Genomic DNA, 23,992 nt, shown 5'->3' on the forward strand with positions numbered 1-23,992 from the left:
CATGCTGCGGCTGGCGCGCCGCCTGGCGGCCACGGGGCACGGTCGGGTGCTGCCCGCGCTGGAGCTCACGGCCGGCGCGCGCGACTCCGTGGGGCACTCCCCGGCGGCCCGCGCCGCGAACCTGGCCGCCCACCTGCGCGTGCGGGCGGGGCCGCTGCGCGACGCCGACCGGGGGCTGCCGGTGGTCCTGCTCGACGACGTCGTCACCACCGGCGCCACCGCGGTGGCCGCCGCCCGGGCCCTCGCCGGCGCGGGCCTGCCGGTCGACCTGCTGCTCGTGGTCACGGCCGTCGGGGCACGGCGTCCGGTGGTGCCGGGCGGGCGGGTCCCCCGGACGGGCGTACGCCCACCGAGGGCGATGGACCGTCCGGGGACGTCCCCCGACCCGGGGACGCTCTCCCGACACCTTCCCGCCACCCGCCGGACTCGATAGCGTGGCCACTCCCACCGGTCAGGCCGACCGAGAGGAGGGCGCGAACGTCGTTCCGCGACGCCACGGGTCGCGCAGGGCCGGGCCCCCGCCCCATCCCGCGACCACCTCGGACGAGGTCGGCCCACCGACGGGCTGCGCGTGGCACCGCTTCCTCTCTTCCCACGGGAGTTGAATGTGGAGATCGTCATCTGCGGCCGCAACGTCGAGGTCCCGGAGCACTTCCGCGACCACACGACGGAGAAGCTGACCCGTCTCGGACGGTACGACCACAAGATCATCAGGCTGTCCGTCGAGTTGTCGCACGAGCCCAACCCGCGCCAGGCCAAGACCTGCCAGAGCATCGAGATCACCGGCCGCGGCAAGGGCCCGGTCGTCCGCGCCGTCGCGTGTGCCGGCGACTTCTACTCGGCGCTCGACCTCGCCCTCGGACGCCTCGAGGAACGCATGCGCCGCCAGCACGACCGGCGGCTGCACAAGGCCGGACGCCGCCGCGTCACCGTCGGTGCCGGTGCTCCGGGCGACGGCCTCCCGACCTCGGGCGCCGAGCTGGACGAGGCCCTGCCCGAGTCGCTGCGCGAGGGCGACGACCAGGACCGCCACGACCACGCGCCCCTGCCCGAGCCCGACACGATCCCGGCCGCCCGCGAGGCGCTCGACGACCGCTTCGGTCGCGACGTCCAGGGGGACGGACCGGGGCGCATCGCCCGGGTGAAGGAGCACGAGGCGGTGCCGATGACCGTCGACGACGCGCTCTCCCGGATGGAGCTCGTCGGGCACGACTTCTTCCTGTTCTCCGACAAGGCCAGCGGCCGGCCCAGCGTCGTCTACCGCCGCCACGGCTACGACTACGGCGTCATCCACCTCGTGTAGCGACCGCGTGCCCGGTCCGGGGCAGCACGCCCCGGCCGGGCACGACGGCGGCGCGCTTACCATGGGTGCTGCGCCCGCAACGCTCGCGAGGTGCGCCGCGGCGGGGGCCGTCCGACATCGGTGGGCCTCACCGCGGTCCCGGGACGACCCGACAGGGTCGCCGGGGATGCCGATGAGAGCCAGCGACGACGAGGACGAGCGAGGTCACCCAACGTGGTGCTGAACCGACTGCTGCGGGCGGGCGAGGCGAGGACGGTCCGCCGTCTCGGCGCGATCGCCGACTACGTCGACACGTTCGCCGAGGAGATCGAGAAGCTCTCCGACGCCGAGCTGCGGGCGAAGACCGTGGAGTTCCGCGAGCGCTACGCCGGGGGCGAGTCGCTCGACGACATGCTGGGCGAGGCGTTCGCCGTGGTCCGCGAGGGCGCCTCGCGCACCCTGGGCCAGCGCCACTACCGCGTGCAGCTCATGGGCGGCGCCGCGCTGCACCTGGGCAACGTCGCCGAGATGCGCACCGGGGAGGGCAAGACGCTGGTCTCCACGCTGCCCGCCTACCTCAACGGGATCACCGGCGAGGGCGTGCACGTGGTCACCACCAACGACTACCTCGCGCGCCGCGACTCGGAGTGGATGGGCCGCGTCCACCGCTTCCTCGGCCTCACCGTCGGCGCGATCTACGCCGAGATGCCGCCCGACGAGCGCCGGGCCGCGTACGCCGCCGACATCACCTACGGCACCAACAACGAGTTCGGCTTCGACTACCTGCGCGACAACATGGCGTGGGCGCGGTCGGAGTGCGTCCAGCGAGGCCACGTCTACGCGATCGTCGACGAGGTCGACTCGATCCTCATCGACGAGGCCCGCACGCCGCTGATCATCTCCGGGCCCGCCGAGCAGAGCGCCCGCTGGTACTCCGAGTTCGCGCGGCTCGCCCCGAAGATGGTCAAGGACCTCCACTACGAGGTCGACGAGCGCAAGAAGACCGTCGGCGTCACCGAGGACGGCGTCTCGTTCATCGAGGACCAGCTGGGCATCGAGAACCTCTACGAGGCCGCGAACACCCCGCTGGTGGGCTACCTGAACAACGCGATCAAGGTCAAGGAGCTCTTCCTCAAGGACAAGGACTACATCGTCCGCGACGGCGAGGTGCTGATCGTCGACGAGTTCACCGGTCGCGTGCTCGCGGGCCGGCGCTACAACGAGGGCCTGCACCAGGCGATCGAGGCCAAGGAAGGCGTCGAGATCAAGCAGGAGAACCAGACCCTCGCGACGATCACGCTGCAGAACTACTTCCGGCTCTACGAGAAGCTCTCGGGCATGACCGGTACGGCCCAGACCGAGGCCGCCGAGCTGTCGAAGACCTACAAGCTGGGCGTCGTCCCGATCCCCACGAACCGCCCGCCGCAGCGCGTCGACCAGCCCGACCTGGTCTACAAGACCGAGGCCGCGAAGTTCGAGGCCGTGGCCGACGACATCGCCGAGCACTACGAGCGCGGTCAGCCGGTGCTGATCGGCACCACGAGCGTGGAGCGCTCGGAGTACCTCGCGAAGCTGCTGGTGCAGCGCGGCGTGGAGCACTCGGTGCTCAACGCCAAGTTCCACGAGCAGGAGGCCGGGATCATCGCCCAGGCCGGCCGCCGCAACGCGGTCACCGTCGCGACGAACATGGCCGGCCGCGGCACCGACATCGTCCTCGGCGGCAACCCCGACTTCATCGCCGACTCGGAGCTGCGGGCCAAGGGGCTCGACCCGGTCGAGATGCGCGAGGAGTACGAGGCGGCGTGGGACGACACCCTCGCCCGCGTCAAGGACGAGGTCCGGCGCGAGGGCGAGGAGGTCAAGAAGGCCGGCGGCCTCTACGTCCTCGGCACCGAGCGGCACGAGTCGCGCCGCATCGACAACCAGCTCCGCGGCCGCGCCGGCCGCCAGGGCGACCCCGGCGAGTCGCGCTTCTACCTCTCGCTGGGCGACGAGCTCATGCGGCGGTTCAACGGCGCCATGGTCGAGACGATCATGACGCGGTTCAACCTGCCCGAGGACATGCCGATCGAGGCGAAGATGGTCTCCCGGGCCATCCGCAGCGCCCAGACGCAGGTCGAGCAGCAGAACTTCGAGATCCGCAAGGACATCCTCGAGTACGACGAGGTCATGAACCAGCAGCGGACGGTGATCTACGAGGAGCGCCACCGCGTGCTCGACGGGGAGAACCTGTCCGAGCAGATGCAGAACATGATCGTCGACGTGGTCACCGCGTACGTCGACGGCGCCACCTCCGAGGGCTACAGCGAGGACTGGGACCTCGAGAAGCTCTGGGAGGGCCTCCGCCAGCTCTACCCCGTGTCGGTGCGCTGGGAGGACGTCTCCGAGGAGCACGACGACCTCGACCGCGACCTCCTCGTCGAGATCCTCACCGAGGACGCGCTGGAGGCCTACCGGCGCCGCGAGGCCGAGATCGACGGCATCGTGCCCGAGGGTGGGATGCGCGAGCTCGAGCGGCAGGTCGTCCTCTCGGTGCTCGACCGCAAGTGGCGCGAGCACCTGTACGAGATGGACTACCTCAAGCAGGGCATCGGTCTGCGCGCGATGGCCCAGCGCGACCCGAAGATCGAGTACAAGCGCGAGGGCTACGAGATGTTCGCCTCCATGATGGAGGGCATCAAGGAGGAGTCGGTCGGCTTCCTGTTCAACCTGACGATCCAGGTCGAGGAGGTCGCCCCGGTCGACGCCGTACCCGGCGCCAACCCGAACACCGACACCGCGATGCAGCCCGCCGTCCGCCCCGACGACGAGGACACCCGCCGCCGCTCCACCGCGGGCGCGGCCCCGGTCTCGGCGCCCACCCGGCCGGTCGGCCCGATGCCCACCGGGCAGCCGGCCCGGCCGCGGATGGTGCCGCCCGACCCCCAGCGCCCGGACCCGCAGCGCCCCGACCCCCAGCAGGCGGCCGCCTCCGCCCCGACCACCGCGATCCCCGCGGCCGGTCGTCCGGTGGACCGACCGAGCGGGCCCCACCAGGCCCCGCAGCAGACCGGGCCGGGCGCCCGCCCGAACGTCCCCACCGGACGTCAGGGCCGCCCGCGGCACGCGCCGCCGGCCGCGCCCGCGGCCGGTCAGGGCCCGCCCGCGCACGACACCGCCGCGGCCGGATCGGCCATGTCCCAGCTCGGCGGCGGCCCGGTGCCCCCGGCCCTGCGCGGGACGGGGCTCGGCGGGCACCGTCCGCAGCAGCTGAACTACTCGGGTCCCGACGAGCCCGACGGCGACCGGGCGCGCCACCGCGGCGGCAACGGGAACGGCAACGGGAACGCCCAGCAGGCCCGCCGGACCGAGACGCCGTCGCGCAACGCGCCCTGCCCCTGCGGGTCGGGCCGCAAGTACAAGCAGTGCCACGGGGCGCCCGCCCGCAGCTGAGCGGGGTTCACACGACGAGCAGCTCGGTCAGCCGCCACGTCGTCCGGTCGGTGGCGAGCTCGAAGCGCGCGGCGACGGCCCGGGCCCGCGGTGGCGGGCCGGGGCGGTCGTCGGGAACGGGTGCGCAGAGCGCGGCGGCCACCTCGACCGCCAGCACCGGCGTCCCGCCGGGGACCGGGGCGAGCACCGGGCACATCCGCAGGCCCCGGACCCGCGCACCCCGCGGGAGCCCGGCCCCGGTGGCGGCGACCCGCACCCGGTCGACGACCGCCGGGGGACAGATGCGGCCCAGGTGCTCCGGCGGCCGGCGCCCGTCGAGCACCTCGGCCACCGCCGCCAGCACCCGCAGCGCCACGGGCCCGACCTGCGACCGGGCGCCGGCCAGCGCCGCCTCCCACGCGGGGGTGGACGCCTCCGCGCGGGCGAGGGGCGGGGCCTCGTCCACGGGCCGGGCCGCCCGCTCGACGAGGTCTTCCACGAGGGGCCGCACCCGCGGGGGCGGCCGCCGGTCCATGCGGCGGGCGAGCCCCGGGCGGGTCCGCCCCCGCTCGCGGGGCCGGACCCCCACCGCCGGCGGCGTCCGGTCGGTCCCGCCTCCCGCCGGGGCCGGCCCGGCGTCGCCCGGTGCCAGGGTCATCGCGTCCTCCCGCCGTGGTGCCGCGGCGGCACCGGTCGGCGCCCGCCGTGGTCGCGGGCGGGAGGTCCCGCGACCGGGCTCGACTGTAGGACGGGCCCGCGCGGGGGAGGTGCCGTTCCGGGCAACTCGCGGTCCGTCAGACGATCGGGCGCCGCGTCAGCTCGAAGCAGGCGAGGGTCGCGGCGCAGGCGGCGTTGAGCGACTCGACGCCGGCCGCCATCGGGATCGCCACCGTGCCGTGCAGCTCGCCGCGGACCTCCTCGGTGAGGCCGTCGGTCTCCCCGCCCACCACGAGCGCGGTCCGCGGGGCCAGCTCGACGTCGAAGAGCGACGACGTCCCGGTCCCGTCGAGCCCGAGGAGCACGAACCCCGCCTCGGCGAGCGCCGCGACCCCGGCCGCCGCGGTCCCCGCCCGCAGCACCGGGGCGTGGAAGGCGATCCCGGCCGAGGCCTTGACCACCAGCGGGTCGATCGACGGGGCGCCGCGGCGGGGGAGCAGGACGCCGTCGAGGCCCGCCGCGGTGGCCGAGCGCAGGATCATCCCGACGTTGGCCGGGTTCGTCAGGCCGTCGAGCACGAGCACGCGGGCCCCGGCGTCGGGGCCGAGCGCGGCGAGGAACTGCTCGACGGTGCGCATCCCCGGCGCGACGACGTCGGCGATCACGCCCTGGTCCTGGCGCCCGTTGCCGGCGAGGACCTTCACCCGGTGCGCCGACGCCCGCTGCACCGTGATCCCGCGGGCCCTCGCGGCGTCGAGCAGGGGGCGGACCGAGCGGGCGTCCGCGTCGGAGGACAGGACCACCTTGTCGACCTCGAGCGCCGGGTCGGCGAGCGCCTCCAGCACCGGTTTGCGGCCGTAGACGGTGACGAAGCGGTCCTTGGGGGAGACCGGTTCCGCCGGTTCCTGGGGTGACATCGGCGACCACTCTCGCAGACGGGGCGCGTGGGGCGGCGTGCGAGGATCGACGTCATGCCGGACCGCCTCACGGCCCTGGACGCCTCCTTCCTCTACATGGACCAACCGACCACGCCGATGCACGTCGGGAGTGTCGCCGTCTTCCGCAAGCCCCGGTCCGGCTTCGACTACGAGCGCCTCGTCGACCTCATCTCCGGCCGGATCGGCCTGGTGCCGCGGTACCGGCAGAAGATCCGCCAGATCCCCTACGGGGTGGCCCGGCCGGTGTGGGTCGACGACACCGACTTCGACGTCACCTACCACGTGCGCCGCTCCGCGCTGCCCGGTCCGGGCACCGACCGGGCGCTGAACGAGCTGGTCGCCCGGCTGATGTCGCGCCCGCTCGACCACACCCGCCCGCTGTGGGAGATGTACCTGGTCGACGGCCTCTCCGGCGGCCGGGTGGCGATCGTCAGCAAGACCCACCAGGCGATGGTCGACGGCATCGCCAGCATCGACATCAGCCAGGTGGTGCTCGACGACTCGCCCGACGGCCGCGACGAGGCCGACGACGACTGGGTCGCCCGCCCCGAGCCGGCGCCGTGGCGGCTCGTGCTCGACGCCGTCGGCGAGGCCGTCGCCCGCCCCGGCAACGCCGTGGAGGCCGCCCACGCCGCGGTCCGCGACGCCGCCGACACCGTCACGAAGGTCGCCGGGGTCGCGGGCGGGCTGCTCTCGGCCGTGCGGACCGCGGTGCGCCCGGCGCCGACGAGCCCGCTCAACGTCCCGATCTCCACACAGCGCCGCTTCGCGCACACCCGCACCGAGCTCGAGGACTACCGCGCCGTCCGCCGCGCGCACGGCGGCACGATCAACGACGTCGTCCTCACGGTGATCGCGGGCGCGATGCGCAACTGGCTGCTCTCGCGGGGGGCCTCGGTCACCCCGACGACGACCATGCGCGCGATGGTGCCGATGTCGGTGCGCGGCGAGGCCGAGACCACCGGGTCGATCCACGGCGCCGGGCTGCTGGGCAACCGGATCACCTCCTACCTCGTCGACCTGCCGGTGGGGGAGCCGAACCCGGTGCTGCGGATGCACCACGTGGCGCACGCGATGCGCGAGCACAAGCAGTCGGGCCAGTCGGTCGGCGCGAACGCGCTGGTGCGGGTGGGCGGGTTCGCGCCGCCGACACTGCACGCGCTCGGCGCCCGCGCGGCGAGCGGGCTCTCCCGGCGGCTGTTCAACGTCGTCGTCTCGAACGTGCCCGGCCCGCAGCACGCGCTCTACGCGGGCGGCGCGCGGATGCTCGAGATGTACCCGGTGGTCCCGCTGGCGAAGGGGCAGTCGCTCGCCGTCGGCCTGACGAGCTACGACGGCGGGGTCTTCTACGGCTTCAACGCCGACCGCGACTCGATGGCCGACGTGGACGAGTTCGGCGACCTGGTGACGGAGGCCCTGGCGGAGCTCCTCGCGACGGTGCCGCGGTGACGGCCGGGAAGGGACGCCCGCCGTCGCGCCGGGGCCTCGTCCTCGGCACCGGGGGCTCGCTGGGCTACGCCTGGACGGTGGCCGCCCTCTCCACCTGGCAGCAGGCCACCGGCCACGACGCCCGCGAGGCCGACGTGATCGTCGGGACGTCCGCGGGGTCGATCGTGGCGTCGGCGCTGGCCAGTGGGGTCGCCGTCGACGACCTCGTCGAGCACCTGCTGCACCCGAAGCCGTCGTCGGACACCCCCCGTCCCCGCCGGGACGGAGCGCGGGGCGGCCTCCCGCCGCTGCCGCGCGTCGGCCCGGGCTCGATCCGCCTCCTCGCCGCCGTCGCGCGCGCCCCGAGCCGGTTCCCGCCGCTCGCGGTGGCGTCCGCGCTGCTGCCCGTGGGCCGCGCCGACACCTCGGGGGTGGTGCGGCTCGTGTCGTCGTTCGCGCCGGAGACCTGGCCGACCGAGCCGCAGCTGCGCATCGTCGCCACCGACTACGACAGTGGCGCCCGCGTGCCGTTCGGCCGCGACGGCGCCCCGCCCGCCTCCCCGGCCGAGGCGGCGAGCGCGTCCTGCGCCGTGCCGGGGTGGTTCAAGCCGGTGCGCATCGGCGGCCGGCGCTACGTCGACGGCGGGGTCTGCTCGGCCACGTCGGCCGACCTGCTGCTCGGGTCCGACATGCCCGCGCTCGACGAGGCGCTGGTGCTGGTCCCGCTGGCCCGGCGCGGGCGCGTGCGCCTGTCGGTGGGGGGCGCGGCCGACGGGCTCTTCCGTGGCATCGTCGGGGGCCGCAGTGCGCGGGAGATCGCCCGGCTCCGCGGGTCGGGACTGAAGGTCACCGCGCACGCCCCCGGCCCCGAGGAGCGGGCGGTGATGGGCTGGAACGTGATGGACGCCAGCCGGCAGGGCGACGTGGTGCGCACGGCGCTGCGGACGACGGCGGCCTGGTGGGCGCGGGAGGACAGGGACACGTGAGGATCGGCCTGGGCGAGCGGAGCGACGGGTGAGGATTTATGTCCCGACCACGGTGGCGGGTCTGCAGAAGCTGGTCGCCGACGAGCAGATCCAGCCGCTCTCCGGGACGGCGTTCGCCCTGACCCCGGCGCTGCGCGAGGAGTACGTGGCGGGCGACGAGGAGGAGCTCGAGTACGCCGCGATGAGCGAGGCGGCCCGGGCCTCGCTGCGGCTGCTCGCGAGCGAGCTGGGCTCCGACCCCGACACCCCGCCCCGCCGCGCGGTGGTCGCCGCCGACGTCGACGACGTGACCCTGCGCCCCGACCTCGACGCGGCCGTCGTCCGCGTGACGGGCCCGATCCCGATGCGCCGCCTCGCCGCGATCCACCTCGACGTCGCCGACGCCGGGGAGGCCGTGCGGCACGCGGCCCAGGTGATCGACGCGGCCGACCTGGGCGACGAGGACGCCGAGCTGGCCGTCGGGGACGCCCAGGACCACGACCTGGCCTGGTACGGGGTGCAGGAGCTGCCGTTCGTGCTGGAGCTCGAGGACCTCACGCCGTAGGCACGCGGCCCAGGAACGCCTCCCCGGCGCGCTCGCCCTCGGCGATCAGGCCCTGTAGGAAGGCCGGGGACCGGTCGCCCGCCGAGGCGGAGTCGAGCTGGCGGCCGAGCTCGATGCGCTCGATGCCGACCTCCCGGTAGCCGGCGCCCTCGAGGTACCCGGCGCGCAGGAACTCGTTGATCTTCTCGATCGTGTCGATCTCCTGCTCGAGGGAGAGGTTCGACGTCAGCTCCGCGCGCCGGTCGGCGATCGCGCCGGGCGAGCGTGGCTCGGTGGCGATGGTCCGCGGGAAGAGCTGGACGATCCAGATCGCGTCGGGCGCGAGCGCGGGCAGGTCGCGGACCGGCGGGTTCTCGGAGAACACGCCGTCCCAGTAGACGCCGTCGTCGGTCTCCACGGCCCGGAACAGGGTGGGGATGGCGGCGCTGGCCAGCACCGAGTCGACCGTGATCTCGCCGCGGCGCGAGTCGAAGCGCCGGAACCGCCCGGTGCGCACCTCCACGGCGCCGACCTGCAGCACCGGGCCCTCGTCGCGCGGCAGGGCGGCCAGGAGCCCGAAGTCGACCCAGCGCTCGAGCAGCTCGCGCAGCTGGGCCCGCGCGATCTGCGGGAACCGGTAGGGGTCGAAGGCGGGCAGCGGCAGCACGCCGAGGTCGCGCAGGCGCAGCAGGCCCACCCCGAGGGCGTTGCCGATCGCGTCGACCGGGCCGGTGGCGGCGTTGTCGCGCCAGAACCCGTCGAGCAGCTCCACCGCCCGGCGCGGCCCGCCGGTGCGGTAGCCGTACCAGGCGAGGAGGGCACAGATCGCGCCGCCGGACGTGCCGGTGAACGCGACCGGTTCGACCTCGGGGGAGCGGAGCAGCGGTTGCAGCACTCCGGCGGTGAACGCCGTCTGGCTGCCCCCGCCCTGACAGGCGAGCGCGACACGGACCACGTCGCCATGGTGCCCCGGTCGGGCCGGCCCTAGACGCCCTGTCGGGCGGCGACGGTGTCGGGCTGCTACGGCATCCCCTTGCGCCAGGCCGTGTAGCTCTGCAGCCGCCCGCCGCGGGGGCGGAAGAGCCAGGCCCAGGGGTGCACCTCGGCCGGTCCGACGGCCGCCGCGTGCCGCCGGAAACCCGGGACCGGGGCGAAGGTGACCGCCGGGCGTCGTCCGGACAGCTCCTCGGGCACCCGGCCGCGGTGGATCTCGACCGGGCGGCGGGTGGCCAGGTCGGCGAGGGTCTCGGTGAGGAACACCAGCCGCTTGCCCGAGAGCCGGAGCTTCGCGAGCAGCGGCTCGTCGAACACGAAGACCGCGGGCACGTCGGGGTGGGCGAGCAGGGCGGGGTCGTCGTCGCCGAGCGACTCCGCCGTCAGCCACACGGCGTCCACCGCCGAGGAGGACGGCGGCGTCGTCGCCGGCCCGCCGGTGGCCTCCGGGTCGGGGTCGCCGCGCAGTCCCTCGGGCGGGGTGAGGCTGGTGGTGCGCTGCTCGTCGGGCCAGTCGGCGATCGGGCAGTCGCTCTTCAGGACGCACTCGGCGCAGAGCTTCGGCGCCCGCTTCTGCACCTGCGACCGGGAGAACCCGTAGGCCTTGCCGGTGCCCGACCCCACGGTCCACTGCCAGCCCAGCCGGTTGGCCGCCCGCGAGCCGTCGAGCAGGTGGGTGAAGAACGCGTCGTCGCCGTCCTGCCAGCGGGCGCCGGCCCGCACGGTCCACTGGCTGGAGAGCCACATGCGGCACTGGTTGACCAGCCAGCCGTCGTCGTGGAGCTCGGTGAGGTTGACGTCCATGCAGTTCATGTCCCGCGGCCACGGGTCGTCCCAGGTCTCCGCCGGGCGGGGAGGGTTCGCGCGCAGGTCCTCGCCGAGCGCGGGCCCGATCCGGGCGTAGACGTGGCGGGCGTACTCCTGCCAGGCGAGCTCGTCGCGGTACTTCGTCCGGTCGCGCGTCGGCGCGTCGGCGACGTGCTCCCACAGCGCGGGCAGGGACAGCAGCCCGTACCGGATGTACGGGGACATCCGGGAGGCCCCGCGGCGCTCCGGGGGCCACACGTCGTTGCGGCGGCGGGCGTAGTCGGTGACGTCGAGCGCGGCCAGCGCCGCGTCCGCCGCCGTCTGCCCGCCCCGGAACGCCCCCGACGGCGCGGGGGTGTCGCAGGTCAGGTCACCCAGGTGCTCGGTGACGAAGGCGACCGCGGCGTCGGTGGTCGGGTCCGGGACGGGGAGCTGCACACGGCTGCGTACCCGCTCAGGCCGATGTGTCCCATCCGGCCTTGTCGAGCAGCTCGACCGAGACCTCCCAGAGCTGCCGGGCGGCCTCCGGGTCGAGGGCGTAGGCGCGGACCCCGTGGATGCCGTCCACGATCTCGTCGACCACCTCGGCCTCGTGGCAGTCCTCGAAGTAGCGGCCGCCGACGCCCGCGAGCTCGGGGGAGGTGGCGAGCAGCACGGAGGTGGCCGCGCCCTGCTCCGGGGTCTTCATGATCGGCGCGGCCGTGACGGAGAGCTCGTCGATGACCTTCGGGTCCCAGTGCTTCTGCAGGTTCGTCCAGATCCCGCCGGGCATGAGGGAGTTCGCGACGATGCCCTCGTCGGCCCAGCGGCGGGTGAGCTCCACGGCGAACAGCGCGTTCGCGGTCTTCGACTGCCCGTAGGCCAGGCCGGGGTCGTAGGCGCGCCGCTCGAAGAACAGGTCGTCGAACACCACCGGCGAGCTGCCGTGGCCGCTGGAGGACACCACGACGACGCGGGCGTCCCCGGCCGCGGTCAGCGCCGGGTGCAGGCCGAGCGTCAGGGCCATGTGCCCGAGGTGGTTGGTGGCGAACTGCAGCTCCCAGCCCTGCTCGGTGTAGGTCTCCGGGGTGTCCATGACGCCCGCGTTGTTCACCAGGACGTGCAGCGGGCCGGTCCAGGCGTCGGTGAAGGCGCGGACGGTGTCGAGGTCGAGCAGGTCGAGCCGGGCCGCGGTCACCCGGTCGTTCCCCGTGGTCGTCCGGATGTCGGTGACGGTGCGCTCGGCCGCGGCGAGGTCGCGGGCGGCCACGGTGACGGCGGCGCCGGCCGCCGCGAGGGCCCGCGCGGTCTCCACCCCGATCCCCGACGAGGCCCCGGTGACGACGGCGGTGCGCCCGGTCAGGTCGATGCCCTCGACCACCTCGAGCGCCGTGCTCGACGCGTCGAACGCCGTGGTGATGCCCATGTCGTGCTCTCCTCGATAGTGACCATCCGGTTGGTTTCCTACCGTAGCAGAGGAAGCCAACTGGTTGGTCACTCACGGCGGTGGCAGGCTCGCGGCCATGCCCCGCACCCTCGCGATCACCGGCGCGACCGACGGCCTCGGTCGTGCGCTCGCGCTCCGCCTGGCGGGCGACGACGTCCGCCTCGTCCTGCACGGCCGCTCGGCCGAGCGCCTCGACGACCTCGTCGCCGAGCTCGGGCCGGTCGCCGCCCACCCGCCGCTGACCGTGCGGGCCGACCTGGCCGACCTCGCCCAGGTCGCCCGCGCCGCCGACGAGATCGCCGAGCGCGCCGGCGAGCTGCACGTGCTGGTCAACAACGCCGGGATCGGCGGTGGGGAGCCCGACGGGCGGACCCGGCGCACCAGCGCCGACGGGTACGAGCTGCGGTTCGCGGTGAACTACCTGGCCGACTTCCTGCTCACCGAGAAGCTCCTGCCGCTGCTGCGCTCCTCCGCGGACGGCACGGCCTCCCGGGTCGTCCACGTCTCCTCCGGCGCCCAGCAGCCGCTCGACTTCGACGACCTCATGCTCGAGCGGCACTACGACGGCGGCCGCGCCTACGCGCAGTCCAAGCTCGCCCAGATCCTCTACGCGGTCGACCTCGCGGAGCGGCTCCCGGTCGAGGAGGTGGCGGTCAACGCCCTGCACCCGGGCACCTACATGCCGACCAAGATCGTCCTGTCCGAGGTCGGCCGGTCGGTCGACACCCTGGAGACGGGCGTGGAGTCGACCCGCCGACTCGCCGTCGACCCCCGCCTCGACGGCGTCACCGGCCGCTTCTACGACCGCTTGGAGCCGGCGAGCCCGAACCGGCAGGCCGCCGACCCCGCCGCCCGGGCGACGCTGCGGGAGCGGAGCCTGGAGCTGGTCGCCGGACACCTGGCATGAGCGACCCGCTCGACCGCGCCCGCGAGCTCGCCGCCGGCCCCGGACGACGCGTCCTCGGCATCGCGGGCGGCCCGGGCGCCGGCAAGTCGACCCTGGCGGACACGCTCGCCGGGCCGGGCACGGTCGTCGTCGGGATGGACGGCTGGCACCTGGCCAGCTCGACGCTGGACCGCCTCGGGCGCCTCGACCGCAAGGGCGCCCCCGACACGTTCGACGCCGCCGGCTACGTCGCCTTCCTCGAGCGCTTCCGGACGACCGCCGACACCGTCTGGGCGCCGGAGTACCGGCGCAGCGTGGAGGAGTCGATCGGCGGCGCGATCGAGATCCCGCCCACGACGACGCTGCTCGTCACCGAGGGGAACTACCTGCTGCTCGACTCCTCGCCCTGGGACCGGATCCGGGACCTGCTCGACGAGGCGTGGTTCCTCCGTCCCGACGAGGCCGTGCGCCGGGAGCGCCTGATCGCGCGGCACGTCGCCGTCGGCCGCACGCACGACGAGGCCGTCGCGCGGGCGGACGGGTCGGACGCGGCCAACGCCACGCTGATCGCCGCGACCGCGTCCCGCGCGGACCGGGTACTCGACGGTCCGTGAGCGACACCATCGTCGGGAAGCGCCTGAAGTACACCTACGGCAACGGCTGGGAGTACGAGCTCTACGTCAAGAACGACACCACCGTCGACTACCGGATCCACTCCGGGCTCGTCGGCGGGCGGTGGGTGCGCGACCAGTACGCCTACGTCGCGCGGCTGCGCGAGGGCGTGCACACCGTGCACTGGACCGAGCCGACGGGCACGTCGGTCTCGATCGTCGCCGACCTGGAGAACCGCACGACCCATGGGACGATCTTCTTCCCGCGCTGGGTGATGGACGACCCGCAGGCCACCGTGTGCTTCCAGAACGACCACCTCGACGAGATGCGCCGCCGCCGCGACGCCGGGCCGACCTACCCGATCGAGGTGGTCGACGAGCCGAGCGAGATCACGCTGCTCGAGGACCCGGGGCCGGACGACGAGACCGTGATCAGCGCCGCGCCGTGAGCCTCCCCGTTCCCGGCCTCGACTTCCTGGCGCACGTCGAGGTGGAGCTGGCCGAGCCGGTCGACCTCGGCGTCACCGACGCCGGGCACCGCCGGATCGTCCCGATCGTCGGCGGGACGGTGACGGGGGAGCGGTTCTCCGGCGTCGTCGTGCCGGGCGGCGCCGACTGGCAGGTGATCCAGGCCGACGGCGCCACCACGATCGACACGCGCTACCTGCTGCGCGCCGACGACGGTGCACACGTCTACCTCCGCACCGCCGGAGTGCGCTCCGGGCCCCCGGAGGTGCTGGCCGCGCTCGCCCGCGGGGAGGACGCCGACCCGTCGTCGTACTACTTCCGCGTGCACGCGACCTTCGAGACCTCCGCCCCGCAGCACGCGTGGCTGACGCGGGTCCTGACGATCGGCGTGGCCCGGCGGCGGGCGTCGGCGGTGGTCTACGACGCCTACACGGTCACCTGAGGCTCAGACCTCCCAGGCGGGGATGCGCAGCGAGGTGAGGACCCGGCGCAGGGCCTCGAGCCGGCCCGCGGAGAGCCCGCCCGCCTCGACCAGCGGGTCGAGGGCGCACTCCGGGTCGGCCGGCGGCCCGAGGTGCGAGCAGCCGCGCGGGCAGTTCTCGACGACGGCCGCGAGGTCGCCGAACGCGGCCACCACATCGTCGGGGGAGATGTGCGCGAGCCCGAACGACCGGATGCCGGGGGTGTCGACCACCCAGCCCCCGTCGGGCAGGGCCAGGGCCACCGCGGAGGTCGACGTGTGACGGCCCTTGCCGACGCCGCTCACCACCCCGACGGCCCGCAGGGCGTCCGGCACGAGGACGTTGACCAGCGTCGACTTCCCGACCCCGGAGTGCCCGATCAGCGCCGACACCTGGTCGCGCAGCATCTCGCGGAGCTCGCCCGGGTCCTCGTCCTGGCGCGTCACGACGATCGGGAGGTCGAGCTCGGCGTACTCGGCGGAGAACGGCCCGGGGTCGGCGAGGTCGGCTTTCGTCAGGCACAGCACCGGCTCGAGGCCCCCGGCGTAGGCCGCGACGAGGCAGCGGTCGACGAAGCCGGTGCGGGGGACCGGGTCGGCGAGCGCGGTGACGATCACGAGCTGGTCGGCGTTCGCGACGACGATCCGCTCGTAGGGGTCGGTGTCGTCCGCGGTGCGGCGCAGGACGCTCGAGCGCTCGGCGACCCGGACGATGCGGGCGAGGGTGTCGTCGGTGCCGGAGACGTCGCCGACGAGGTCGACCTGGTCGCCGACCACCACCGGGGTGCGGCCCATCTCGCGGGCCCGCATCGCGACGACGCGGACGTCGGGCTCGTCGTCGGGGGCGCAGGTCCAGCGGCCGCGGTCGACGCCGACCACCATCGCGGTGCGGGCGTCGGCGTGCTCGGGCCGGCGCTTCGACCGGGGGCGGCTGCCGCGGCCGGGGCGGACGCGGACGTCGGACTCGTCGTAGCGGCCGGCGGCGCTGCGGGGGCTCATCGGGCCGGTCCGTACATGGCCCGATCGTGACGTTGAGTGTCAGCATGGCCGCAGTGCTGACACCTCACGCCGGGACCCCCGCGCCGCCGACAAGCGCGGGCCAGTCGGTGGCGAAGTCGGGCAGCGTCTTCGTCGTCGCGGCCACGTCGTCGATCTCCAGGCCCGGCACGACGAGGCCGAGAAGGGCCCCGGCCGTGGCCATGCGGTGGTCGGCGTAGGCGCCCCACGGCCTCGTCGGGGCCAGGCCCGATGCGGGGTGCACCTCCAGCCCGTCCTCGGTCTCGGAGACCCGCGCCCCGAGCGACGTGCACTCCGCGACGAGGGCCGCGAGCCGGTCGGTCTCGTGTCCGCGGATGTGCCCGACCCCGCGCAGCCGCGAGTGCTCGCCCGACAGCCCGGCCACCACGGCGAGCGCGGTGACGGTGGGGGTGAGCTCACCGATCTCGCCGAGGTCGACGTCGACCCCGCGCAGCCGGTCGGGGCCCTGCACCGTGAGCCCCTCGGGACCTTCGTCCACCGAGGCCCCGAACGCCTCCAACGCCCGCCGGACCGCCGCGAGCGGCTGCAGGCCGGGGAGGTCGTGGCGGGACTGGTCGTGCCGCTCGGGGTTCGCGGCGGGTCGTCGCTCGGGCCAGCCGGTGATCGTCACCCGGCCCCCGGTGATCATGGCGGCGGCGAGGTAGACCGCCGCGCCCGAGAGGTCGGGCTCCACGACGAACCGCGCCTCGGGCGTCACGGGGCCGGGGGAGACCGCCCAGCGCTCCGTCTCGGAGGTGACGGTGACCCCGGACAGGCGCAGCATCGTCACGGTCATGTCGACGTGCGGCAGGGAGGGCACCGGGCCGTCACCGCGGTGGGTGACGACGACGCCGCGGTCGTAGCGCGCGCCGGAGAGCAGCAGGCCCGAGACGAACTGCGACGAGGCCGAGGCGTCCACCGTCACCGGCCCGCCCGCCACGGCGCCCGAGCCCAGCACGGTGAACGGCAGCCGGTGGGCGTCGGCGGGGTCGAGCGCGACGCCGAGCCCCCGGAGGCCGGCGAGCACCCCGCCCATCGGGCGGGTCCGCGCGTGCGGGTCGCCGTCGAACGCCACGGGCCCGTCGGCGAGCGCGGCGAGCGGCGGGAGGAAGCGCATCACGGTGCCGGCGAGGCCGCAGTCGACCCGGCCGGCCCGCAGCCGCTCGGGCGCGGTCACCGCGACGTCGATCGTCCCGTCCCGGCCCGCGGTGATCTCCGTACCGACGCCCAGGGCCGCGAGGCCGTCGACCATCAGCGTGGTGTCGCGCGAGCGCGCGGCGCCCGCCACGGTGCGGGTGGCGCCGTCGCCCGCCAGCGCGGCGAGGACGAGGGCGCGGTTGGTGACCGACTTCGAGCCCGGGACCGCGACGGCACCGTGCACCGGACCGTCGGCGGCGGGCGCGCTCCAGGGACTGCTCACGGCCCCATCCTGGCAGGATCGAGGACATGTGCGGTCGCTACGCCCTCGCCAAGGATCCGGCCGGTCTGGCCGAGGAGTTCGACGCGCGCGACGCCACCGACGGCGCGCTCGACACCCCGGAGTACAACGTCGCGCCCACGCTGACGATCCCGGGCGTCGTCGACCGCCACCCGCGCGACGACGACGGCACCCCCGACCCCTCGGCGGTGGAGCGCTCGGTGCGCGCGATGCGCTGGGGGCTCGTGCCGTCCTGGGCGAAGGACCTCTCGGTCGGCAACCGCCTGATCAACGCCCGGGCCGAGTCGCTCACCGAGAAGCCCGCCTTCCGTCGGGCCGCGGCGTCCCGACGATGCCTCGTGCCGGCCGACGGCTGGTACGAGTGGCTGCGCGACGGCAAGCACAAGACGCCCTACTTCATGACCTTCCGCGCCGACTCCGACCTCGCCGGGCACTCGCTCGCCCTCGCGGGGCTGTGGGAGACGTGGCGTCCGGAGAAGGGTGCCGACCCGCTGGTCTCCACGACGATCGTCACGACCGACTCCGCCGGCCCGCTCACCGAGGTCCACCACCGGATGCCGCTGGTGATCCCGGCCGCGCGCTGGGCCGAGTGGCTCGACCCCGACAACGACGACCCCACCGACCTGCTCGCGCCGTCCGAGGAGATCCTCGCCGCGATCGAGATGCGGCAGGTGTCGTCGAAGGTCAACAACGTGCGCAATCACGGGGCGGAGCTCGTCGAGGAGGTCCACGAGGTGCCCGAGCAGCAGGGGCTCGACCTCGAGGCGGTCAACCCGTCGTGATCGTCGAGCTCGACGACTTCGAGGTCGCGACGCCCCACGGGCCGGCCCGCGTCCTCCTGGAGAGCCCCGGCTACTGCGGCGGCCTCCTCGTCCTCGGCCACGGCGCGGGCGGGGGTGTCGAGGCCCCGGACCTGCTGGCGGCGGCCGAGAGCGCCCCGGTGCCGATCGCCGTGGCGCGGGTGCTGCAGCCCTACCGGGTCGCCGGGCGGAAGGCCCCGGCGCCGGCCGCGCAGCTCGACGAGGCCTGGGCGTGCGTCCTGGCCGAGCTGACCCGCCGCTTCCCCGACACCGACCAGGTCCACGGCGGGCGGTCGTCCGGCGCACGGGTGGCGTGCCGCGGCGCACTCGTGGCCGACCCCGCCCCGGTGGGCGTGCTCGCCCTCGCGTTCCCGCTGCTCGCGCCCGCCCGCAGGGACGGCACCCGGCCCGACCGGTCGCCCGAGATCGACGCGGTCGACGAGGCCGGGATCCCGGTGCTCGCCGTGTCCGGCGAGCGCGACCGCTTCGGCGTGCCGCCGCCGGCGCGGCACCGCGAGGTGGTCACCGTGAGGGGTGACCACTCGCTCAAGGCCCGCGGCCCGGTCCGCGACGCGGTCGCCCCGTGGATCGCCCGGTTCTTCCCGCCGCTGCCCGACGGGCTCGTGATCCTGTAGTCAGCCCGCCCGGCGACGCAGCTCCCGGAACAGGTCCCGCACGCGCTCGGCGGACGGCGCGACGACCGCCGGCTGCGGGCCGAGGCCCGACAGCGTCGTCGTCGTGACCGTCTCGCCCGGCACGAGCGTCTCGGTGACCCGCCGCAGCCGCCCGGTGGCGTCGACCCAGACGTCGACCGGCACGGCGGCGAGCGGGAGCTCGGCGCGCAGGCGGTCGGCGGCCCCCCGCAGGTCGGGCGCCACGACGGGCAGGCGGGCGAGGTCGACGCCGCCGCGGAAGTGGATCGTCGGCGTCCCCTCGATGGTCTCGGGCCCCACCACCCGGACGTCGTCGGTGAGGGCCTCGAGCACCGTCGCGAGGTCGGCGGGGTTACCGGTGATGCCGGTGGCGAGCTGGACGGTCGTGTCGGCGTAGAGCCCGAGGTCGACCCGGTCGAGGTCGACCGACACCCACGTGCGACCCCGGGCGATGTCGTTGATCGCGCGCGGCGGCAGGGCGCCGTAGGCGGTCCGTCCGACCGTCAGGGCGTCGACCCGCCCGAGGTCGCTGATGCGCAGCGCGAGGCTCGCGGCGCGCCCGCGCAGGTCGACCGACCCGGTGCCGCTGGTGGTGACCGACCGGTCGCGGGCGGGGCCGCGCGAGCTGACGGCGACGGTCGCGCCGCCGGCCGCGGCGGGCGCCGGGGCCGCGGACCGGACGGCCTCGGCGGTGCCCGGGTCGGTGCGGTCGCGGGCCGCGGCCCCGGCCGCGGTGTCGTCGCGGCCGATCCCCGTCCCGCCGAGGGACGAGCAGCCGCCGAGCACGGTCAGGGCCGCGAGCAGGACGGCCAGCAATCGTGTCCGTGCTGCCACGGGCCCAGTCTTCGGGCGGTGCCGCTGTCGTCGCCGGAGCCCGCGCGGGAAACCACCGGATCAGGGGGCGAACGCGCGCCGCGCCACCCGGGCCAGCGCGTCCCGGCGACGCGCGTGGTCGGGCGCCGGGTCGTCGGGGGCGGCGGAGACCACGGTCGCGGCGGGCGACCAGCTCATCGAGAGCGAGATGACCATCGAGTAGACGTCGCGGGGGTCGAGGTCGGGGTCGACGAGGCCCTCGGCCTGGGCGTCGCGCACCGCGGCCAGCTTGCGGGCCACGTCGTCGGGGATCGACGTGAGGAGGTCGCCGGTGGGCACCCGCTCGAGGCGCGCCCACGTGGCCAGCAGGATCACCGAGGGCTGCTGCAGGTAGGCGTCGTAGAGGCGCACGACGTAGCCGGGCAGGTCCCGCGCGTCGAAGGGGACGAGGTCGACGATGAGCGTCAGGTGCTCGGCGAAGACGGCGTCGAACAGCCCGTCCTTGGAGTCGAACCACGCGTAGATCTGCGCCTTGTTCGCCCGGGCGGCGTCGGCGATCCGGTCGACCCGCGCGCCCGCGATCCCGTGGCAGGAGAACTCCGCGGTCGCCGCGTCGAGCAGGCGGCGTCGGGTGGCACTCCCGTCCTTCGGCACGACAGGAGTGTAACCAACCGGTCGGTCACGCACCCGCGACGGCCGCCGTGACACCCCCGGCCGTCGCGACGAGGTCGGCGGGCGCGAGCTCCATCTGCAGTCCGCGTCGCCCCGCGCTGCAGAAGACGGTGTCGAAGGCGAGCGCGGAGTCGTCGAGCACGAGGGGGAGCCGCTGCCGGGTCCCCAGCGGGGAGATGCCGCCGGTGACGTAGCCCGTGAGGCGCTCCGCGGCCGCCGGGTCGGCCATCGTCGCCCGCTTGCCGCCGCGCGCCGTGGCGAGCGCCTTGAGGTCGAGCGACCCCGAGACCGGCACCATCGCCAGGACCGGCCGCCCGTCGACCTCCGCGACCAGGGTCTTGAACACGCGGTGCGGGTCGAGGTCGAGGGCCTCGGCCGCCTCGGTGCCGTACGCCGCCACGCCGGGCGCGGTGTAGGGGTGCGTGCTCACGGCCACACCCGCGCGGGCGAGCAGGGCCAGGGCCGGGGTCGCCGCGCGTGCCACGGCGAGCGACGCTAGCGGGGAATCCCCTCCCCGTCGCCCGTGTTCTCCCGGAAGGAAGAGGGAGAGGTGACATGCCGACGATGACGATGGAGCGGGCCGCCCCGGTGGCGGACCGCACCGTGATCCGGCTGCCCGACGGTTCGGCCGGGGGTGCCGCCGGCTCGACCGGGGTAGCCTCCCGTCGATCCGACGCCACGACCAGGACGTGGCGCGAAGGGAGCACGGTGTCCGAGGCGGTCGATGCAGCGGCGGTGGACGCCGCCACCGACGTGAGCCAGGGCGGGTCCACCCCCGCCGACCTGGAGACCGAGACGGTCGCGGATCGCGCGGCGCGTTTCGAGCGGGACGTCATGCCGATGGTCGACCAGCTGTACGCGGCGGCCATGCGGATGACCCGCAACCCTCCCGACGCGGAGGACCTCGTCCAGGAGACGGTGCTCAAGGCCTACTCGTCGTTCACGTCGTTCCGACCGGGGACGAACTTGAAGGCCTGGCTGTACCGCATCCTCACGAACTCCTACATCAACACCTACCGCAAGAAGCAGCGCCAGCCGCAGCAGAACTCCACCGACGAGATCACCGACTACCAGCTCTCGCAGTCGGCCGAGCACTCGTCGGCGGGCCTGCCCAGCGCGGAGGCCGAGGCGCTCGACCGGCTGCCGGACAACGACATCCGCGAGGCGCTGCAGGCACTGCCCGACGACTTCCGCATGGCGGTCTACCTCGCCGACGTCGAGGGGTTCGCCTACAAGGAGATCGCCGAGATCATGGGGACGCCGATCGGCACCGTGATGTCGCGGTTGCACCGCGGACGCAAGCAGCTGCGCGACGCCCTCACCGACACCGCCCGCGACCGCGGGTTCATCCGGGAAGAGGTGACCGGGTCATGAGCTGCGGAGAGGCCCACGAGACCGACTGCTCCGAGGTCCTCGCCGAGGTCTGGCTGCTGCTCGACCACGAGTGCGGCGAGGAGCGCGACGCCCAGCTGCGCCGCCACCTCGCGGAGTGCGGCCCGTGCCTCGCGCGCTACGGGCTCGAGGAGAAGGTCAAGACGCTGCTCGCGCGCTCGTGCAGCGGCGACCGGGCACCCGACACGCTGCACCGGAAGCTCCGCGAGCACATCCGGGCGACGGTGCTCGAGCAGGCCCAGGTGACCGTCGAGCGCACCCCCGCCGGCGGCACGGTGGTCGAGGTCAACTCGACCCGCGTGGAGTCCTGGCGACAGGGCTGACGACACACGAAGGGCCCCCGGTGATCACCGGGGGCCCTTCGTCGTCCTCGGACGGCATGCGCGTCAGCTGTTGGGACGCTTGCCGTGGTTGCTGGCCTTCTTCTTGCGGTCCCGCTTCTGGCGTGCGCGCTTCGACATGAGCCGATTCTCCCACGCGCCCTCACCCGGGCCCGTCGATGGTTGGATGACGCCGTGGCTGACGAGATCCGCGCGGAGATGGTGGCGAACGTCCTCGAGGTCGTGGCCGCCGCGGGCACGGCCGTGACGGACGGCGACACGATCGTCCTCCTCGAGTCGATGAAGATGGAGATCCCGGTGCTCACCGAGGTGGCGGGCACGGTGGTGTCCGTCGCGGTCAAGGAGGGCGACGTGGTGCAGGGGGGCGACCTGATCGCCGTCATCGAGAGGACGGAGTGACCCGCACGTGTCGACGCTGAGCTTCCTGCTCGCGACGCACACGTCGCTCTCCGGCGACGAGGTCGCGCACCTGCAGCGGCTCGCCTCGGAGTGGCAGCTGCTCTCCGACCTCTCGTTCGCCGACTTCCTGCTCTGGGTGCCGGTCACCTCGGAGACCGGGGAGCCGTACTTCCTCTGCGTCGCCCACAGCCGCCCGACGACCGCGCCGACCGCGCATCCCGAGGACATGGTGGGCGGCACGGCCACCGCGGCGCAGCACCCGCAGCTGCGGCGGGCGCTCGGCGACGCCACGATGCGCCGCGAGGAGCAGCCCCGCTGGCACCGGGGCCGGTCGATCCGCCGGGAGGTCGTGCCGGTCGGCCACGGCCCGGGCGAGCGCGGCGACGGGGGTGGGGGCAAGCGGGTGATCGCGGTCCTCGGGCGCGACACGAACCTCGCGGCCCCGCGGGTCCCCTCCACGCTCGAGATCTCCTACCTGGCCGTCGCGGGCGACCTCTGCCAGATGATCGCCGACGGCACGTTCCCCGCCCCGGGGGGCGACGACGAGGGCCGGTCGTCGCCGCGGGTGGGCGACGGGCTCGTGCGGGTCAGCACCGTCGGCACGATCCTCTACGTCAGCCCCAACGCCGCGTCGGCGTTCCACCGGCTCGGCTGGACCGACGAGCTCGTCGGCGCCGACCTGCCGACGGTGGCCCGGCGGGTGTCGGCGGACCCCTTCGAGGGCGCCGAGACCGTGACGATGCTGCGCGACGCGCTCGCCGGCACCCCCTCGGCCCGCACCGAGATCGAGAGCCGCGGGGCGACGGCCGTGGTGCGCGCCCTGCCCCTGCGCCCCCGCGGCGTGCCGGCCGGCGCGCTCGTGCTCGTCCGGGACGTCACGGAGGTGCGGCGCCGGGACCGGGCGCTGATGAGCAAGGACGCGACGATCCGCGAGATCCACCACCGCGTGAAGAACAACCTGCAGACGGTCGCGGCCCTGCTGCGCCTGCAGGCCCGGCGGACCCGCCACGAGGAGGCCCGGTCGGCGCTGTCGGAGTCGATGCGCCGGGTGGCGTCGATCGCGCTGGTGCACGAGTCGCTCGCGGCGTCGGTCGACGAGCGGGTCGACATCGACGAGGTGCTCGCCGGCGTGGTGCCGATGATGAACGACCTCGTCCGCCCCGGGACCGGGGTGGAGCTGCGCCGGGAGGGCCGGGCGGGCGTGCTCCCGGCCGTGATGGCGACGCCGCTCGTCCTGGTGGTGACCGAGCTCGTCTCCAACGCCCTGGAGCACGGCTTCCCGGTGGCGACGCCGCAGTCGGTGCCGGGCACCGTCCGCATCGTCGCCACCCGCACCGCGAGCCTGCTGCAGATCGACATCTCCGACGACGGGCTGGGCCTGCCGGAGACCTTCTCGCTGGAACGGGCGCCGGGGCTCGGCCTGCAGATCGTGCGCACGCTCGTCGACTCCGAGCTCGGCGGCACGCTCTCGCTGCGCCCCGACCCCGACGGCGGCACCCGGGCGGAGCTCCGGATCCCCCTCAACCGCCGCTGAACCGGCCGCTGACGCACGAAAGGCACCTCCGGCGGACCGAAGGTGCCTTCCGTGTGT

General features: G+C 74.8%; 26 protein-coding genes and 1 pseudogene. 16 read left to right on the forward strand and 11 right to left on the reverse strand.

The window, feature by feature from the left end:
- From ACFPBZ_RS03205 to secA, 3 genes and pseudogenes are all read left to right on the forward strand, one after another.
- Positions 1-433: pseudogene (locus tag ACFPBZ_RS03205) on the forward strand (hypothetical protein); the annotation flags it as partial.
- Between the two features lie 174 nt (positions 434-607).
- Positions 608-1,303, forward strand: coding sequence for a ribosome hibernation-promoting factor, HPF/YfiA family (gene hpf / locus ACFPBZ_RS03210; RefSeq protein WP_378034560.1), 696 nt, complete (start codon positions 608-610; stop codon positions 1,301-1,303).
- A 213-nt stretch (positions 1,304-1,516) separates the two neighbouring features.
- On the forward strand, positions 1,517-4,714 hold the full coding sequence (gene secA / locus ACFPBZ_RS03215) for a preprotein translocase subunit SecA (RefSeq protein WP_378034561.1): 3,198 nt from the start codon (positions 1,517-1,519) through the stop codon (positions 4,712-4,714).
- Positions 4,715-4,721: 7 nt separating this feature from the next.
- On the opposite strand, the gene ACFPBZ_RS03220 is transcribed toward secA, so the two are convergent.
- Both ACFPBZ_RS03220 and ACFPBZ_RS03225 read right to left on the reverse strand, forming a co-directional pair.
- Positions 4,722-5,351, reverse strand: coding sequence for an Rv3235 family protein (locus ACFPBZ_RS03220; RefSeq protein ID WP_378034562.1), 630 nt, complete (start codon positions 5,349-5,351; stop codon positions 4,722-4,724).
- Positions 5,352-5,487: 136 nt separating this feature from the next.
- Entirely contained in the window at positions 5,488-6,267 is a 780-nt protein-coding gene (locus ACFPBZ_RS03225; protein WP_378034563.1) for a TrmH family RNA methyltransferase, read from the reverse strand.
- A 54-nt stretch (positions 6,268-6,321) separates the two neighbouring features.
- On the opposite strand from ACFPBZ_RS03225, the gene ACFPBZ_RS03230 reads away from it, so the two are divergent.
- Genes ACFPBZ_RS03230 through ACFPBZ_RS03240 form a run of 3 tightly spaced genes read left to right on the forward strand, consistent with a single transcriptional unit; the run spans position 6,322 to position 9,246 of the window.
- On the forward strand, positions 6,322-7,737 hold the full coding sequence (locus ACFPBZ_RS03230; protein WP_378034564.1) for a WS/DGAT/MGAT family O-acyltransferase: 1,416 nt from the start codon (positions 6,322-6,324) through the stop codon (positions 7,735-7,737).
- Positions 7,734-8,702: a patatin-like phospholipase family protein gene (locus ACFPBZ_RS03235; protein ID WP_378034565.1), complete on the forward strand. Its 969-nt coding sequence runs from the start codon at positions 7,734-7,736 to the stop codon at positions 8,700-8,702. The genes ACFPBZ_RS03230 and ACFPBZ_RS03235 overlap by 4 nt, the downstream gene beginning before the upstream one ends.
- A gap of 28 nt (positions 8,703-8,730) precedes the next feature.
- Complete coding sequence (locus tag ACFPBZ_RS03240) at positions 8,731-9,246, forward strand: DUF6912 family protein (protein WP_378034566.1); 516 nt, start codon at positions 8,731-8,733, stop codon at positions 9,244-9,246.
- On the opposite strand, the gene ACFPBZ_RS03245 is transcribed toward ACFPBZ_RS03240, so the two are convergent.
- The 3 genes from ACFPBZ_RS03245 to ACFPBZ_RS03255 all read right to left on the reverse strand — a co-directional run bounded on the left by ACFPBZ_RS03245 (position 9,236) and on the right by ACFPBZ_RS03255 (position 12,430).
- The gene (locus tag ACFPBZ_RS03245) at positions 9,236-10,180 is read right to left on the reverse strand and encodes a patatin-like phospholipase family protein (RefSeq protein ID WP_378034567.1); all 945 of its coding nucleotides are present in this window, start codon (positions 10,178-10,180) and stop codon (positions 9,236-9,238) included. The genes ACFPBZ_RS03240 and ACFPBZ_RS03245 overlap by 11 nt on opposite strands.
- A gap of 65 nt (positions 10,181-10,245) precedes the next feature.
- Entirely contained in the window at positions 10,246-11,463 is a 1,218-nt protein-coding gene (locus ACFPBZ_RS03250; protein ID WP_378034568.1) for an FAD-binding domain-containing protein, read from the reverse strand.
- A 16-nt stretch (positions 11,464-11,479) separates the two neighbouring features.
- A complete protein-coding gene (locus tag ACFPBZ_RS03255; protein ID WP_378034569.1) occupies positions 11,480-12,430 on the reverse strand; it encodes an SDR family NAD(P)-dependent oxidoreductase in 951 nt (316 codons plus the stop codon).
- Between the two features lie 97 nt (positions 12,431-12,527).
- Between ACFPBZ_RS03255 and ACFPBZ_RS03260 the strand changes: the two genes are divergently transcribed.
- Genes ACFPBZ_RS03260 through ACFPBZ_RS03275 form a run of 4 tightly spaced genes read left to right on the forward strand, consistent with a single transcriptional unit; the run spans position 12,528 to position 14,858 of the window.
- Positions 12,528-13,358 carry an SDR family NAD(P)-dependent oxidoreductase gene (locus tag ACFPBZ_RS03260; protein ID WP_378034570.1) on the forward strand — a complete coding sequence of 277 codons (831 nt, stop codon included), beginning with the start codon at positions 12,528-12,530 and terminating at the stop codon, positions 13,356-13,358.
- Positions 13,355-13,951, forward strand: a complete 597-nt coding sequence (locus ACFPBZ_RS03265; RefSeq protein WP_378034571.1) for a nucleoside/nucleotide kinase family protein — start codon at positions 13,355-13,357, stop codon at positions 13,949-13,951. The genes ACFPBZ_RS03260 and ACFPBZ_RS03265 overlap by 4 nt, the downstream gene beginning before the upstream one ends.
- Positions 13,948-14,397, forward strand: a complete 450-nt coding sequence (locus ACFPBZ_RS03270; RefSeq protein ID WP_378034572.1) for a phenolic acid decarboxylase — start codon at positions 13,948-13,950, stop codon at positions 14,395-14,397. Before ACFPBZ_RS03265 ends, ACFPBZ_RS03270 begins: the two co-directional genes overlap by 4 nt.
- Positions 14,394-14,858: a DUF3237 domain-containing protein gene (locus tag ACFPBZ_RS03275; protein WP_378034573.1), complete on the forward strand. Its 465-nt coding sequence runs from the start codon at positions 14,394-14,396 to the stop codon at positions 14,856-14,858. Before ACFPBZ_RS03270 ends, ACFPBZ_RS03275 begins: the two co-directional genes overlap by 4 nt.
- A gap of 3 nt (positions 14,859-14,861) precedes the next feature.
- On the opposite strand, the gene rsgA is transcribed toward ACFPBZ_RS03275, so the two are convergent.
- A complete protein-coding gene (gene rsgA / locus ACFPBZ_RS03280) occupies positions 14,862-15,875 on the reverse strand; it encodes a ribosome small subunit-dependent GTPase A (protein ID WP_378034574.1) in 1,014 nt (337 codons plus the stop codon).
- 64 nt (positions 15,876-15,939) lie between these two features.
- Complete coding sequence (aroA, locus tag ACFPBZ_RS03285) at positions 15,940-17,313, reverse strand: 3-phosphoshikimate 1-carboxyvinyltransferase (RefSeq protein WP_378034575.1); 1,374 nt, start codon at positions 17,311-17,313, stop codon at positions 15,940-15,942.
- A gap of 26 nt (positions 17,314-17,339) precedes the next feature.
- Here aroA and ACFPBZ_RS03290 point away from each other — a divergent pair, with 26 nt between their 5' ends.
- Together ACFPBZ_RS03290 and ACFPBZ_RS03295 are read left to right on the forward strand one after the other, a co-directional pair.
- Positions 17,340-18,113, forward strand: a complete 774-nt coding sequence (locus ACFPBZ_RS03290) for an SOS response-associated peptidase (RefSeq protein ID WP_378034576.1) — start codon at positions 17,340-17,342, stop codon at positions 18,111-18,113.
- A complete protein-coding gene (locus ACFPBZ_RS03295) occupies positions 18,110-18,766 on the forward strand; it encodes an alpha/beta hydrolase family protein (protein WP_378034577.1) in 657 nt (218 codons plus the stop codon). Before ACFPBZ_RS03290 ends, ACFPBZ_RS03295 begins: the two co-directional genes overlap by 4 nt.
- Here ACFPBZ_RS03295 and ACFPBZ_RS03300 read toward each other — a convergent pair whose 3' ends face one another.
- From ACFPBZ_RS03300 to ACFPBZ_RS03310, 3 genes are read right to left on the reverse strand one after another with little or no spacing between them, the layout of a single operon-like run.
- A complete protein-coding gene (locus ACFPBZ_RS03300; RefSeq protein ID WP_378034578.1) occupies positions 18,767-19,618 on the reverse strand; it encodes an SCO4651 family lipoprotein in 852 nt (283 codons plus the stop codon). It abuts the gene before it with no gap.
- 60 nt (positions 19,619-19,678) lie between these two features.
- On the reverse strand, positions 19,679-20,251 hold the full coding sequence (locus ACFPBZ_RS03305; protein ID WP_378034579.1) for a TetR/AcrR family transcriptional regulator: 573 nt from the start codon (positions 20,249-20,251) through the stop codon (positions 19,679-19,681).
- Positions 20,252-20,276: 25 nt separating this feature from the next.
- Positions 20,277-20,753, reverse strand: coding sequence for an aminoacyl-tRNA deacylase (locus ACFPBZ_RS03310; RefSeq protein WP_378034580.1), 477 nt, complete (start codon positions 20,751-20,753; stop codon positions 20,277-20,279).
- Between the two features lie 71 nt (positions 20,754-20,824).
- Here ACFPBZ_RS03310 and ACFPBZ_RS03315 point away from each other — a divergent pair, with 71 nt between their 5' ends.
- Both ACFPBZ_RS03315 and rsrA read left to right on the forward strand, forming a co-directional pair.
- Positions 20,825-21,643 carry a sigma-70 family RNA polymerase sigma factor gene (locus ACFPBZ_RS03315; RefSeq protein ID WP_378034581.1) on the forward strand — a complete coding sequence of 273 codons (819 nt, stop codon included), beginning with the start codon at positions 20,825-20,827 and terminating at the stop codon, positions 21,641-21,643.
- Positions 21,640-21,984: a mycothiol system anti-sigma-R factor gene (gene rsrA / locus ACFPBZ_RS03320; RefSeq protein WP_378034582.1), complete on the forward strand. Its 345-nt coding sequence runs from the start codon at positions 21,640-21,642 to the stop codon at positions 21,982-21,984. The genes ACFPBZ_RS03315 and rsrA overlap by 4 nt, the downstream gene beginning before the upstream one ends.
- Positions 21,985-22,047: 63 nt before the next feature.
- On the opposite strand, the gene ACFPBZ_RS03325 is transcribed toward rsrA, so the two are convergent.
- Positions 22,048-22,122 carry a 50S ribosomal protein bL37 gene (locus tag ACFPBZ_RS03325; RefSeq protein WP_378034828.1) on the reverse strand — a complete coding sequence of 25 codons (75 nt, stop codon included), beginning with the start codon at positions 22,120-22,122 and terminating at the stop codon, positions 22,048-22,050.
- A gap of 54 nt (positions 22,123-22,176) precedes the next feature.
- On the opposite strand from ACFPBZ_RS03325, the gene ACFPBZ_RS03330 reads away from it, so the two are divergent.
- Both ACFPBZ_RS03330 and ACFPBZ_RS03335 read left to right on the forward strand, forming a co-directional pair.
- A complete protein-coding gene (locus ACFPBZ_RS03330; protein WP_378034583.1) occupies positions 22,177-22,401 on the forward strand; it encodes a biotin/lipoyl-binding carrier protein in 225 nt (74 codons plus the stop codon).
- A 7-nt stretch (positions 22,402-22,408) separates the two neighbouring features.
- Positions 22,409-23,935 (forward strand): sensor histidine kinase, encoded by a 1,527-nt coding sequence (locus tag ACFPBZ_RS03335; protein WP_378034584.1) that lies wholly within the window; start codon positions 22,409-22,411, stop codon positions 23,933-23,935.
- Positions 23,936-23,992: the final 57 nt, after the last annotated feature.

This window comes from Actinomycetospora atypica, assembly GCF_042653685.1.
Lineage (GTDB): Bacteria > Actinomycetota > Actinomycetes > Mycobacteriales > Pseudonocardiaceae > Actinomycetospora > Actinomycetospora atypica.

What these genes read in the sequence shown, in the direction of transcription:
- ACFPBZ_RS03290 (WP_378034576.1), top strand. Translation starts at nt 17,340, where the DNA reads ATGTGCGGTCGCTACGCCCTCGCCAAGGATCCGGCCGGTCTGGCCGAG.
- ACFPBZ_RS03260 (WP_378034570.1), top strand. Translation starts at nt 12,528, where the DNA reads ATGCCCCGCACCCTCGCGATCACCGGCGCGACCGACGGCCTCGGTCGT.
- ACFPBZ_RS03225 (WP_378034563.1), bottom strand. Translation starts at nt 6,267, where the DNA reads ATGTCACCCCAGGAACCGGCGGAACCGGTCTCCCCCAAGGACCGCTTC.
- rsrA (WP_378034582.1), top strand. Translation starts at nt 21,640, where the DNA reads ATGAGCTGCGGAGAGGCCCACGAGACCGACTGCTCCGAGGTCCTCGCC.
- ACFPBZ_RS03220 (WP_378034562.1), bottom strand. Translation starts at nt 5,351, where the DNA reads ATGACCCTGGCACCGGGCGACGCCGGGCCGGCCCCGGCGGGAGGCGGG.
- rsgA (WP_378034574.1), bottom strand. Translation starts at nt 15,875, where the DNA reads ATGAGCCCCCGCAGCGCCGCCGGCCGCTACGACGAGTCCGACGTCCGC.
- ACFPBZ_RS03265 (WP_378034571.1), top strand. Translation starts at nt 13,355, where the DNA reads ATGAGCGACCCGCTCGACCGCGCCCGCGAGCTCGCCGCCGGCCCCGGA.
- ACFPBZ_RS03315 (WP_378034581.1), top strand. Translation starts at nt 20,825, where the DNA reads ATGCCGACGATGACGATGGAGCGGGCCGCCCCGGTGGCGGACCGCACC.
- ACFPBZ_RS03230 (WP_378034564.1), top strand. Translation starts at nt 6,322, where the DNA reads ATGCCGGACCGCCTCACGGCCCTGGACGCCTCCTTCCTCTACATGGAC.
- ACFPBZ_RS03255 (WP_378034569.1), bottom strand. Translation starts at nt 12,430, where the DNA reads ATGGGCATCACCACGGCGTTCGACGCGTCGAGCACGGCGCTCGAGGTG.